The sequence below is a fragment of the Confluentibacter sediminis genome, from assembly GCF_003258355.1.
Classification (GTDB): domain Bacteria; phylum Bacteroidota; class Bacteroidia; order Flavobacteriales; family Flavobacteriaceae; genus Confluentibacter; species Confluentibacter sediminis.
The window spans coordinates 17459-31206 of sequence record NZ_QKPO01000008.1 but is presented as its reverse complement, the minus strand read 5'-3'; the positions used below and the strand labels follow the sequence as shown (position 1 = coordinate 31206).

9 protein-coding genes are annotated in these 13748 nt (G+C 34.7%); 5 read left to right on the top strand and 4 right to left on the bottom strand.

Annotation, left to right across the window (positions count from 1 at the left end):
* Nucleotides 1-13: 13 nt before the first annotated feature.
* Both DKT72_RS08250 and DKT72_RS08245 read right to left on the bottom strand, forming a co-directional pair.
* A complete protein-coding gene (locus tag DKT72_RS08250) occupies nt 14-931 on the bottom strand; it encodes a trypsin-like serine protease (protein ID WP_111308267.1) in 918 nt (305 codons plus the stop codon).
* A gap of 146 nt (nt 932-1077) precedes the next feature.
* The gene (locus DKT72_RS08245; protein ID WP_111308266.1) at nt 1078-1923 is read right to left on the bottom strand and encodes a hypothetical protein; all 846 of its coding nucleotides are present in this window, start codon (nt 1921-1923) and stop codon (nt 1078-1080) included.
* Between the two features lie 162 nt (nt 1924-2085).
* Between DKT72_RS08245 and DKT72_RS08240 the strand changes: the two genes are divergently transcribed.
* Entirely contained in the window at nt 2086-3021 is a 936-nt protein-coding gene (locus DKT72_RS08240) for a calcium/sodium antiporter (protein ID WP_111308265.1), read from the top strand.
* Nucleotides 3022-3104: 83 nt separating this feature from the next.
* On the opposite strand, the gene DKT72_RS08235 is transcribed toward DKT72_RS08240, so the two are convergent.
* Entirely contained in the window at nt 3105-4127 is a 1023-nt protein-coding gene (locus DKT72_RS08235; protein ID WP_111308264.1) for a glutamine synthetase beta-grasp domain-containing protein, read from the bottom strand.
* Nucleotides 4128-4416: 289 nt separating this feature from the next.
* Here DKT72_RS08235 and DKT72_RS08230 point away from each other — a divergent pair, with 289 nt between their 5' ends.
* The 4 genes from DKT72_RS08230 (at nt 4417) to DKT72_RS08215 (ending at nt 11662) form a co-directional block, all read left to right on the top strand.
* Nucleotides 4417-6603: a glutamine synthetase III family protein gene (locus DKT72_RS08230; RefSeq protein WP_111308263.1), complete on the top strand. Its 2187-nt coding sequence runs from the start codon at nt 4417-4419 to the stop codon at nt 6601-6603.
* Nucleotides 6604-6684: 81 nt separating this feature from the next.
* Entirely contained in the window at nt 6685-7863 is a 1179-nt protein-coding gene (locus DKT72_RS08225) for an AIR synthase related protein (RefSeq protein ID WP_111308262.1), read from the top strand.
* 101 nt (nt 7864-7964) lie between these two features.
* The gene (locus DKT72_RS08220) at nt 7965-8924 is read left to right on the top strand and encodes a DUF3078 domain-containing protein (RefSeq protein ID WP_111308415.1); all 960 of its coding nucleotides are present in this window, start codon (nt 7965-7967) and stop codon (nt 8922-8924) included.
* A gap of 185 nt (nt 8925-9109) precedes the next feature.
* On the top strand, nt 9110-11662 hold the full coding sequence (locus DKT72_RS08215) for an adenosylcobalamin-dependent ribonucleoside-diphosphate reductase (RefSeq protein ID WP_111308261.1): 2553 nt from the start codon (nt 9110-9112) through the stop codon (nt 11660-11662).
* Nucleotides 11663-11877: 215 nt separating this feature from the next.
* Here the strand turns inward: DKT72_RS08215 and DKT72_RS08210 are convergent, their stop codons facing one another.
* Nucleotides 11878-13551, bottom strand: coding sequence for an alpha-L-fucosidase (locus DKT72_RS08210; protein WP_235841653.1), 1674 nt, complete (start codon nt 13549-13551; stop codon nt 11878-11880).
* Between the last annotated feature and the right edge of the window lie 197 nt (nt 13552-13748).

The following is a 13748-nucleotide window of genomic DNA, read 5'->3' as shown; positions in this document are numbered from 1 at the left end:
TATAAATATATTTTTATTTTCTTTTTTCATCCATAGTTTTGGTTATCCAATCATTAAAAACAGAAACCCTAGTCCAACCCATAAGAGTACCATAATATCCATTTTTTTTAAGGTGATTTAAATCTATTTTACCTCCGTGAACTATTCCAATTAGATTCCATGAATTTCCATCTTGTCTAAAAAGACCACCTCCGCTATCGCCAGCAACAGGCAAGTATTCCAAAGGTCTAGGTAAAGCACTACCCATAAGGTTTAAAGAAGGATCTTCTGAACTATCAAAATCACAATATAATATGGTGTGAAGGTTTTTTATTTTTAATCCACCAATACTGTCAATAACATTTTCTCCCCCAATTTTTTTATGCTGTAGAGATAATTCGTTAGGCTTATTTGCAACACCAGACATACCATATCCAACACCAACAACATTTTCGTTTAATTCGTTTAAGGATTTATTGAGAGTTGCTGGGATAACATTTTTGATTTCTTCTTTAAGTTGTATAAGTGCAATGTCATATCCTCCGTTTTTAAAGTTTTCAGAATAATTTGGATGAAGAACGACAGATTTAATCTTATATTTTTGGTTGTTAAAATTTAAATAGAATTTTGAAATGTCGGCAAGTTTAGCTTTTGAAGGTAGATTGACTACTATTTTTTGACCGTTCATTTTAATTGTATCTGGAGTTGTTTCAAATTCTGCAAAAACATGAGCCGCCGAGAGCACAAATTTTTTGTCTATAAGAACACATGATCCTTCTGTTTTATTAGTACTATCTTTAATAACCTCTCCAACAGACTCAAATTGTTTTAGGCTGCCTAATTTTAAGTATTCCGCTTCGTTAACATCATGTCGCATTATTCCAGATGTAAAAAATAATAAACCTATAAAAATTGTAAAAAAAGCATAAATTTTTCTTGATAGTGAATACATTTTATATTTAATTTTCAGTAAACATATAACTATTTTTGTAGTTATACAACTAAATATATCGTTATTTAACGAAATATTTAGTTTTTAATGCAATAAAAAAGGCACTGTTAAGTGCCTCAATTTGTTTTGGAAGGTTTATGGTATTGTTATTTTGTGGTCGCTATAATAGCGCCATCTTTAGCTTTGTCACCATATAAACTTTTAGCAGTTTCAGGTTTTAAATCATCTACAGCTTTAAGTTTGTCTGCTTTTGCTAAATCATTTAAGTTTTCAAAATTAGATTCTTTACCATCAATAATAATGAGTTTGTTCAAATAAGGCTTATCAACAAAACTGTAATGGTTTTGGGAATTATTTTCTGAATCAAAAAACCACGAAAAACTATTGGAATTCATTCCGCTAGACTCCATTTGTTTTTTTATTTGCTCTCTTATTTGGTCAATATCCATAGGCTTTCCGTCAAAGAAAAAGCTGTTGTTGTCATCATTATTAAAAAAGTCATCAAAATTAAAGTTCCCGAATTGACTTGCTATAGAATCATTTTCAGAACCAAATGGTAACATATTTGGCTGATTAAAGAAACCAAACGCGCCTTGTTCGGTGTTGCTTTGCGATATAAATAGCAAACCATCTTTTTTTCCAAATGTAATCTGAGCGATTGGAGATGAGCTAGAGATGTTGCTTGCTGCTTCTTGGTTGTTATTATTGTCGTTCATTACAATTTTAAGACCCGTAAGTTCTCCCATGTCATTACGCTTAATATTGCTAAAAGTTGCCGTTATACCATTTTCTTTAAGCATGTTTTTAATGTCATTAAATTCTTCTTGAGTGGTTTTTTTGTCGATAGTGACAATCACATTAGCATCTTTGCTAATTTGTTTTGTTGGCTCCGCTTTTGTGTTTTTATGTGCAAAACTTTTTAAAGAAACGAGGCATAAAATCACAATGATAAATAGGCCAGTACCTATTTTTAATACATTTTTAGATTTCATAATTATTTATTTTTAAAACTGTTATATAAAATTATTATATAAATTATTTGATTAAAAAAGTTTAACTAAACTTTAAAACTACTACTTAAAAGAGTGTTAACAATTACTGATTTATTTAACATAAAAAGTAACGAAACACTATCTTCGTAAAAAAAAATAGTTATGAGTATTATTTTGGTTATTCTAGGGTTTGTACTATTAGTAGTAGGAGGTGAGTTTTTGGTAAGGTCTTCAGTGGCGTTATCATTCAAGTTCAATATTTCAAAAATGGTTATTGGTATGACGGTTGTATCATTTGCTACGTCTGTTCCCGAATTGTTAGTGAGTCTTCAAGCAGCATTGTCTGGTTCTCCTGCCATAGCAATTAATAATGTGGTAGGCTCTAATATCGCTAATATTGGATTGGTTTTAGGCATTACAGCCATAGTAAGTTCTATTGCTGTTGATACATCGTTCTATAAGCTTAATTGGCCCGTAATGATGGTTTTTTCTATAGTATTATATTGCTTTCTATATAATGACAATTCGCTTTCTAGTATAGAAGGAACTGTTTTATTTATCGGTCTTATTCTATTTTTAATCATATTAATTAAACAATCAAAAAAGTATGATATTGTTGAAGAGGTTGATGAAACCTTATCTGTGGTTTCAAATTTTAAAATAATTATTTGGTTATTAATAGGGGCCATTTCGTTGTATTTTGGAAGTGAATGGTTGGTAGAAGGCGCTAAGGATATTGCATTATCTATAGGTGTTAGCGAGGCCGTTATAGGAGTGTCTTTAATAGCTGTTGGGACGAGTGTGCCAGAATTGGCGGCATCCATTATTGCGGCGGCTAAAAAAGAGAAAGCTATTTCTTTAGGGAATTTAATTGGCTCTAATATTTTTAATATTGGTTCTGTTTTAGGACTGACAGCCATTATAAAACCTATTTCTGTAACTGAGCCGTCCATTCTTTCAAGGGATATTTTTTGGATGCTTGGATTTGCGGTCATACTATTGCCACTGGTATTGCTTCCCAAAAAATTTGAACTAAATAAGCTTAAAGGTTTTTTGTTGGTTTTAGGGTATGCTGTTTTTATGTACCTAATATTTTAATCCGAAAAAAAAAGATAAGTAAAACAAATAAGGCTTACATTTCTGTAAGCCTTATTTGTATGAATGAAATCTATATGTTTTAATTAAATCTTAGCAGATTTAACGGTTTTAACAATTCTAGCAGCAATTTTGTATGGATCACCATTTGAAGCTGGACGTCTGTCTTCTAGCCAACCTTTATAACCTTTTTTAACGGCAATTAAAGGAATACGGATTGAAGCACCTCTATCTGAAACTCCCCAAGAGAAATCATGGATCGATGCAGTTTCATGTTTACCAGTTAAACGTTGGTCATTAAACTCACCATACACGGCTATGTGTTCTTCCACAACAGGACGGAAAGCTTCACATATTTTAGCATAAACTTCTTTGTCTCCACAAGTTCTTAAAACGGAGTTAGAGAAATTAGCATGCATACCAGAACCATTCCAATCCATATCTTTACCAAGTGGTTTTGGATGGTACTCAATATAGTAACCATATTTCTCAGTTAATCTATCTAATAAATATCTTGCAACCCATAATTCGTCTCCAGCTAATTTAGCGCCTTTTGCAAATAATTGGAACTCCCATTGGCCACAAGCAACTTCTTGGTTAATACCTTCAAAATTTAAACCTGCTTGAATACATAAATCGGCATGTTCTTCAACTAAATCTCTACCATGTGTATTTAAACCACCAACAGAACAGTAGTACATACCCTGTGGTTTTGGATATCCATTAATTGGGAAACCTAATGGTAAGCCAGTGGCAGTATCCATAATAAAATATTCTTGCTCAAAACCAAACCAGAAATCATCATCTTCATCATCAATAGTAGCTCTACCATTAGAAACATGAGGCGTTCCATCAGCATTGTAAACCTCTGTCATTACCAACCAACCATTAACACGTTCAGGATCTGGGTAAATCGCAACAGGAACTAAAACACAGTCGGAAGACCCACCGTCTGCTTGTCTCGTTGATGAACCATCAAAAGACCAATTTCCTATTTCTTCTAATGTGCCTTTAAAGTTTTCATGTTCCTCTACCTTAGTTTTACTTCTCAAATTTTGAGTTGGAAAATAACCATCTAACCAAAGGTATTCTAATTTAATTTTTGCCATAGTGAATGTTTTATAATTTTGATAAGTTAACACAAATATAATTTTTTAACCAATACTTACCATTTTACAGGGGGGTTTTAATAAAAGTCTATAGTATTTTTATTTAAACCCCATTTTTTTGCGGTATATTTTAAAAAAACCTTATTATTTTATATTTATATTATAAAAATGCTAATAGTGGTTTTTTTGGCAATAAGAAAATTTCTATTTTAATTATTTATTATAGACTTTGATACTTATTTTTGTGTTGAAGTTTTTATGCTTTAAAATATAATTAATACTCTAAACTATGTCTATATTAAGATTTCATGCCATCAAAGAATCTTTGGCACATAAGCCCATTCTAATAGAAGAGAAAGAACGTCGTTCAGATATATTTGGTAAAAACGTTTTTAACGAAAATACCATGCGTCAGTATTTAACAAAGGATGCTTTTAAAGGTGTTATGAACGCTGTAAAACATGGGAAAAAAATTGATAGAAATATTGCGGACCAAGTAGCGTCTTCTATGAGGGATTGGGCACTATCTAAAGGTGTTACACATTATACACATTGGTTTCAACCTTTAACAGGCGCAACCGCTGAAAAGCATGATGCTTTTTTTGAAACTATTGGAGAGGGTATATCTGTTGAGAAATTTGGAGGAAGCCAATTAGTGCAACAAGAACCTGATGCCTCTAGCTTTCCGAGTGGAGGTATAAGAAATACTTTTGAAGCTAGGGGTTATACGGCTTGGGATCCTACCTCTCCGGCATTTATTTATGGTACAACATTGTGTATTCCAACCATATTTGTGGCTTATACAGGCGAGGCTTTAGATTATAAAACACCTTTGTTAAGAGCATTGCTAGCGGTTGATAATGCGGCCACTGAGGTATGTAAATATTTTGATAAAAACGTTCGAAAAGTAACGTCTTCACTAGGTTGGGAGCAGGAATATTTTTTAATAGACAAGGCACTCGTAGCTAGTCGGCCAGATATCCTTTTAACAGGCAGAACTTTGTTGGGACACTCTTCCGCCAAGGGACAACAACTAGATGACCACTATTTTGGTTCCATTCCTAATAGGGCATTAAATTTTATGCGTGACTTAGAGATTGAATGTATGTATTTGGGAATTCCAGCAAAAACAAGGCATAATGAAGTCGCTCCTAATCAATTTGAATTAGCTCCTATTTATGAAGAAGCTAATTTAGCTGTTGACCATAATTCATTGCTAATGGATATTATGGGGCGTGTGGCTTCTAGGCATAATTTTAAAGTATTGTTGCATGAAAAACCATTTGCAGGGGTTAATGGCTCTGGAAAACATAATAATTGGTCATTGTCCACAGACACAGGAGTTAATCTTTTGGGACCGGGTAAAACGCCTATGAGCAATCTTCAGTTTCTAACCTTTTTTATAAATACCATCAAAGCGGTTCATGAAAATGAAGAACTTTTAAGAGCAACTATTGCTTCTGCTGGAAATGATCATAGATTGGGTGCAAATGAAGCGCCTCCCGCCATCATTTCAGTATTTATTGGGGAACAATTAACTAAAGTTCTTGAAGAATTGGAAGGTGTCACCAAAGGAAAACTGTCTCCAGAAGAAAAAACAGATTTAAAGCTTAATGTTATTGGGAAGATTCCTGATGTTTTATTGGATAACACAGACAGAAATAGAACATCGCCTTTTGCTTTTACGGGTAATAAATTTGAATTTAGGGCTGTTGGTTCTAAAGCAAATTGTGCTAATCCTATGACCATTTTAAACACTATTGTTGCCAAACAATTAAAGGATTTTAAAGTTGAAGTAGATGAACTTATTGATGGTAAAGGTTTGAAAAAAGATGAAGCCATTTTCAATATATTAAGAGAATATATAAAAGGATTGAAAAACATTCTTTTTGAAGGTAATGGTTATAGCGAGGCTTGGGAAAAAGAAGCTAAAAAAAGAGGTTTAAGTAATAATAAAACAACTCCTGAAGCTTTAAAAGCCAAAATATCCAAAAAATCGATTGCTTTATTTGAAGAAATGGAGGTTCTGAGTAAAATAGAAATGGAGGCGCGTTATGAAGTGGAAATGGAAGATTATGTTAACCATATTCAAATAGAAAGTCGCGTTTTAGGTGATATTGCACGAAATCACGTAGTGCCTACAGCTGTAAAGTATCAAAATATTTTAATTGAAAATGTAAAAGGATTAAAAGATATTTTTGAAGTAGATTATAAGAAATTGGCTAAAGAACAACTGGTGTTAATGGAAGAAATATCCACCCATATTGAGAGTATAAATGCGAATGTAACCAAAATGACTAATGAACGTAAGAAAGCAAATAACATACAGGATATAGAAAAGAAAGCCCATGCTTACTGTTTTAATGTGAAACCTTTGTTTGATGATATCCGTTATCATTGTGATAAATTAGAGTTACTGGTCGATGATGAGATTTGGCCATTAACAAAGTATAGAGAATTAATGTTTACAAGATAGTTCGTATCATTTGGAAAATCCTGCTTTAAAAAGCGGGATTTTTTAATTCAAAAAATTAAATTTGCAGCACAATATGATACTATGGGTCAAGAAGTAAGTAAACGTTATGCGGAGCGCGGTGTTTCGGCATCAAAAGAAGATGTTCACAATGCTATTAAAAATATAGACAAAGGATTGTTCCCAAAGGCATTCTGCAAAATTGTTCCTGATTATTTAACAAATGATGACGATTATTGCTTGATTATGCATGCCGATGGTGCTGGAACAAAATCGTCTTTAGCCTATATGTATTGGAAAGAAACTGGGGATGTTTCTGTTTGGAAAGGCATTGCTCAAGATGCCTTAATCATGAATATTGACGATTTACTATGTGTAGGGGCTACAGATAATATTATGTTGTCGTCAACCATAGGAAGAAATAAAAACTTGATTCCTGGAGATGTTATTTCAGCTATTATTAATGGTACTGAAGAGTTGATTTCAGAATTAAAATCATTCGGGGTCACCATTCATTCAACTGGAGGAGAAACTGCAGATGTTGGAGATTTAGTTCGCACTATTATTGTTGATTCTACGGTAACGGCTAGAATGAAACGAAGTCATGTTATCGATAATGCCAACATTAAAGCAGGCGATGTTATTGTGGGGTTGGAAAGTTTTGGACAGGCAACTTATGAGACATCATATAACGGAGGGATGGGCAGTAACGGCTTAACCTCAGCTCGCCATGATGTATTTGACAACTATTTGGCAAAAAAATACCCAGAGAGTTTTGATGCTTCAGTCCCTGAGAACTTGGTGTATTCAGGACACATGAAATTGACGGATACTGTAAAAGACTCGCCCATTGACGCGGGTAAATTAGTATTATCGCCAACCAGAACCTATGCGCCTATTATAAAGGAAGTTTTATCAAAATATACTAGCGACACTATCCATGGTATGGTTCATTGCTCTGGTGGGGCACAAACAAAAATTCTTCATTTTGTCGATCAGTTTCATATTGTTAAAGATGCTATGTTCCCTGTGCCACCATTGTTTAAATTAATACAGGAGCAGTCTAAAACAGATTGGAAAGAAATGTACCAAGTTTTTAATTGTGGGCATAGAATGGAGTTGTATGTGTCTCCTGAAGCAGCCAATGATATTATTTCAATCTCAAAATCTTTCAATGTAGATGCTAAAATTATTGGTCGTGTTGAAGCATCAAATACCAAAAAGCTTACAATAAAAAGTGAGTTTGGGGAGTTTAACTATTAAAATTATTTTAATAGGCTAAAACGGAATAGTTTTTGGTAGAAAGAATGTTTTTTAGTTAAGCCTTAATTTTTATTTGTATCATGCAAAGTTCTCAATCAACCATGAAGAGTATTTTTTTTATTTTATTTTGCTTCATTTTCAACTTTTCCAATGCGCAACCAGATTCCCTGTTTTTAAAAGACAAGAAAGAAAAAGAAATAAGACCGGAGTGGATTCAAAAAAATAAGTTTAGTGTAGATTTAAACGAGGTGACCTTTGTGAATTGGAATGCGGGAGGTAGCAATTCTATTTCCGCATTATTGGGCTATCAGTTTTCTTATGATTATACTGATAAATATTTTTTTTGGAAAAATAGTCTTGTGGCTGGGTACGGTGTGAATGGGCAACAAGGAAGAGAAACTAGAAAAACAACGGATTTACTAGATATTAATTCAAATTTCGGATTTAGTCCTGATGAAAAATCGAATTGGTTTTATTCTGCACGATTCAATCTTAAAACCCAATTTGCCGAAGGTTATCAATACCCCAATACAGATAATCCTATATCTAAGTTTATGGCTCCGGGCTATTTGTTTTTTGGAGGTGGTATGGAATATGGTCGTAATATTGATGAATTATCATTTTATTTATCCCCCATTACATTAAAAACCACCTTTGTTTTAGATGACGATTTAGCTAATGCGGGTAAGTTTGGGGTAACACCTGCGGTTTATGATACAGATGGGGTTTTAATTAAAAAAGGAAGTAAATCAAGAACTGAGGCCGGTATTTTAATCACTAACAGTTACCAAATGGAAATTGCTCAAAATATAGTTGCTAAAAATCTATTAACTCTGTATTCTGATTACATAAATAATTTTGGCAATGTAGATGTTGACTGGAAAGTGAATTTTGACTTTAAAGTAAATAGTTTTGTTAGGGCTACTTTAGAATCTCATTTAAAGTATGATGATGACGTAAAAACGTCGGTACCTTCCGCTGTTGCGGGAGAATTTGATGAAGCTGGTGCCAAAGTTCAATGGAAACAGTTTTTAGGTATTGGGTTTGCGGTAGATTTTTAAATTATATATTTTTTATTATTTCAATAATTTGTTAACTTTTTAGTGTTGATAAAAAATTAAGTAATTAAAAATGAGTATATTAACAGGTGTTTTTTGATAACTTCATGATATTTGTCATGTTTTAAGTTCTTTATTTTTTGTTATTTTACGGTTTAAAATTATTAATTCATATCAAAAAAATAACAATGAAAGCAGATGTATCCAAACTACCACCTAAAACTTACACACAAGATGACGCATTTAAAGCATCTTTAGAATATTTTAAAAATGATGATTTAGCTGCTCGAGTTTGGTTGAATAAATATGCTTTAAAAGATTCCCAAGGGCATATATATGAGTTAACACCAAACGATATGCACCGTCGTATAGCCAAAGAATTGGCTAGAGTAGAAAAAAAATACACCAATCCTTTAAGTGAAGATGCTATTTTTAATTTAATTAAAGATTTTAAATACATTGTTCCGCAAGGTAGTCCTATGGCTGGCATTGGTAATCCATATCAAATAGCGTCGCTTTCAAATTGTTTTGTAATTGGAAATTCTGGCAATTCCGATTCTTATGGTGGCGTTATGAAAATTGACCAAGAGCAGGTACAGCTCATGAAACGCCGTGGGGGAGTGGGGCATGATTTATCGCACATTCGTCCGAAAGGCTCTCCGGTCAATAATTCAGCGTTGACTTCTACAGGTATTGTGCCTTTTATGGAACGCTATTCCAATTCCACAAGAGAGGTTGCACAAGATGGTAGGCGAGGAGCTTTAATGTTATCGGTCTCTATTAATCATCCAGATTCAGAAGATTTTATTAATGCAAAACTAGAGCAAGGGAAAGTTACGGGTGCCAATGTATCGGTTAGAATAGACGACAGTTTTATGGAAGCCGTTAAAAATGGCACAGCATATGTTCAAAAATATCCTATTTTTAGTAGCGAACCTAAGGTTTCTAAAACCATTGATGCGAATGCTTTATGGAAAAAAATAGTTTATAACGCTTGGAAATCTGCAGAACCAGGTATTCTGTTTTGGGACACTATTATAAATGAATCCATACCAGATTGTTATGCCGATTTAGGATATAAAACCGTATCGACAAATCCTTGTGGGGAAATACCATTATGTCCCTATGATTCTTGCCGATTGTTGGCAATTAATTTATTTTCTTATGTGGAACGTCCGTTCACAGAAAAGGCTAGTTTTAATTTCGATTTATTTAAAGAACATATTGCCTATGCCCAACGCATTATGGATGATATTATCGATTTGGAATTGGAGAAAATCGATGCTATCATGCAAAAAATCGATGCCGATCCTGAGCTAGATGAGGTTAAGGCTATAGAAAGAAATCTTTGGAATAACATAAAGAATAAAGCGGAGGAAGGAAGAAGAACAGGTATTGGTATCACGGCAGAAGGAGATATGCTAGCAGCCTTGGGTATCCAATATGGCAGCGAAGCTGGCAATGCATTTTCTTTAGAAGTGCATAAAACCATAGCTATTGAAGCTTATAGAGGCTCTGTGCATTTAGCAAAAGAGCGGGGCGCCTTTTTAGTTTTTGATGCAGAACGCGAAAAAAATAACCCTTTCATTCAACGTTTAAAAGAAGCAGATAGTAAATTATATTATGATATGTTGGAATACGGCAGACGAAACATTGCCTTATTAACCATTGCGCCAACAGGAACTACTAGTTTAATGACGCAGACATCATCTGGTATTGAACCCGTATTTATGCCCGTTTACAAACGAAGGAGAAAAGTGAATCCGAGTGATAAAGAAGCACGTATTGATTTTGTTGATGAAGTAGGCGATTCTTGGGAAGAATATGTGGTTTTCCATCATCGCTTCAAACAATGGATGGAAGTAAATGGTATTGATACCTCGATTAATTATTCCCAAAAAGAAATAAACAAATTAATTAAAAAATCACCTTATTATAAAGCAACGTCCAATGATGTAGATTGGTTAAGTAAAGTATCTATGCAAGGAGCTATTCAAAAATGGGTAGACCATTCCATAAGTGTGACCATCAATTTGCCAAACGATGCTACGGAAGATTTAGTAGGTTCTTTATATTTAAAAGCTTGGGAAGTTGGTTGTAAGGGTGTTACCGTTTATCGGGATGGTTCTCGTTCAGGGGTGTTAATTGCGAATGATGAGAAGGAAGATAAAAATCAAAATATATTAACCCCATTTCCTAAAAAGCGTCCAGAGTCTTTGGAGGCCGATGTAGTTCGATTTCAAAATAATAAAGAAAAATGGATTGCCTTTATTGGTTTGATAGAAGGAAAACCTTATGAGATTTTTACAGGTTTAGCTGATGATGAAGATGGTATTTTAATTCCAAGATGGGTGAATGAGGGTGTTATTATAAAAAATAGAAATGCCGATGGCACATCTCGATACGATTTTCAATATAAGAACATACGAGGCTATAAAACTACTATTGAAGGATTATCTCATAAGTTTAATCCAGAGTACTGGAATTATGCCAAACTTATTTCTAGTACCCTTCGCCATGGCATGCCCATCGATAAAATTGTCGATTTAATAAATAGTTTACAACTGGATAGTGAATCTATCAATACATGGAAAAATGGTGTGGTACGTGCCTTAAAACGCTATGTTGAAGACGGTACTCAAGTAAAAGGGCAGGTATGTGATAATTGTAAATCTGAAAACTTAATTTATCAAGAAGGCTGTTTAACCTGTAAAGACTGCGGGTCTTCTAAATGTGGATGATAATTTTATAATAAGTATTGAAAAAGGAAGTTAATGGGTTAATTAACTTCCTTTTTTTTTGTATTAGAGGTATTCTGTGCTCATTTATCTTTGGTGCTAAAAATGGTAGGGATGAACGGCTGCGTTCGTATTTAGCCTTATTGATATTGGACTATTGGAAGAGACACTATGTTGCGCCACCTATTGTACCCGCAATTATTCTTGAAAGACATTTGTTAGTTAATTTTGAAAACTACCGATGTTGCAAAAGGCATTTTATCAGGACATGTAATTACAAGTCCATCGGCTTCTTGTTTCCAATTTAATTTGCCATCATAACCGATTAGCTTCACCGTTTTCACAGGTTTGCCCAAGTTTTTCCCATCTTGGTCAATTGATTTTATTTTCAACTTTGTGCCAGGTTCTGGAACAGTCATACAGAATGCATAAAGGGAGCTGTTTTTACCAATTGTAAAGCGAAAATCCTGCGGACTAAATTTAAATTCGGCATGTTTGCTGTCAAGTTTTCCTCCTGGAAACATTCTTAATTTTCCATTGACTATTTCTCCTTCACCGGGTATGCTCCAGGCATGACTTCCGTAAACGGCCTCACCATTTTGACGCATCCATAAGCCAACAGCTTTCAACATCGAAATGGAACCTTCGTCTAACGATCCATCGGGTAGAATAGAAATACAAAGCGCGGCATTACCATCTCTGGCAATGGCCTCAATAATGTAGTGAATCATCATGCCAGCATCATAAGTAAAGTCAGGGGCATAAAACCAGTCACCAACAGGTGCTTCGGCAATCCAAGGTTGATCGGTTTTAATATCGGCAGGAATACCAAATTCCTCAGTATTTACAGTGCCATTTGTATTGTGACGGAACTTTACAATGCTAAAAGTATTCACCTCTCCACGCTTTTGAAGGGTGCGATTATAATAATCGGCCATAACTAGCGGCATGGCATTAGCTTTAATACCGGTTCCTGTACCATCGCCAGTGAATGGCCCCTGAACCGTACCGTCGGTGTATATGAAATCAGGATCATAATGTTCTACCACATCCATCATCCTTAAAGCCCATTGGGTCGTGTACCATTTGGCATAATCCAAGTGATTCGAGAATATACCTGCGGGAGGAGGAGACCATGACGAATTTGCTGCGTCTCTTACACCGTTGTATTCTCGTAAGTCGATGCCGTAAAGCATGCGGGGATCGTATCCTTCCCACCATTTGCCTTTCCCATCAGCAAGTGTCAGGTTACCATCGTAAGGAACCCCCATTTTGTTACCATCTACATCGGCTCCAAATGCAGTTTGCCACCACCACCAGGTATATTCATGATGGAACGTTACACCAAAGTGCATATTGTTGGCACGGCAAGCTGCGGCCCATTCACCGATTAAATCTCTTTTAGGTCCGATGTTGACGGAATTCCATGGTTGATATTTTGAGTTCCACAAATCGTAGTTATCATGATGTACTCCTTGAATCATGAGGAAACGGGCACCAGCATCTTCATATATTTTAGTGAGCGCAGCAGGGTCGAGCTTTATGGGATTCCAGTCGCGTAACACTTCCTTATAACCCACTTTAGAGGGGTGCCCAAAATTTTTAAGATGGTTTTTATAGGCTAAATAATCTGATTTGTACAGATTACGAGCGTACCAGTCACCACTTTCTCCAGCTGATTGTGGTCCAAAATGCACCCATATTCCAAACTTTGCCTCGCGGAGCCAAGAAGGTTCTCCTGGATAATTTTCCTCGATGGATTCCCATGTTGGCTTAAATGGACCATCAGCTATGGGGATATCCAAAATCATTTCTGGAAATGTTTTCCAATCTCCCATTTCAACACTGTTTATGGCTTGCTTTTCTCGTGTTTCTGGAAACGGGGGGAGCAAATTGGGTTTGTCGGATTGCATTTTACCTGATGCAGGTAACTGACCAAAAGCAATTGTTTGAACGGTAATAAATAATACAGCTAATATTTTTTTCATAGTTTACAAATATATTGTTTTAAAGGCTGGATGTTTCTTGTCTTTGAATGTGGGAAGCAAAAATAAAATAAATCATCCTTTAAATGGGACCATTCTACCAA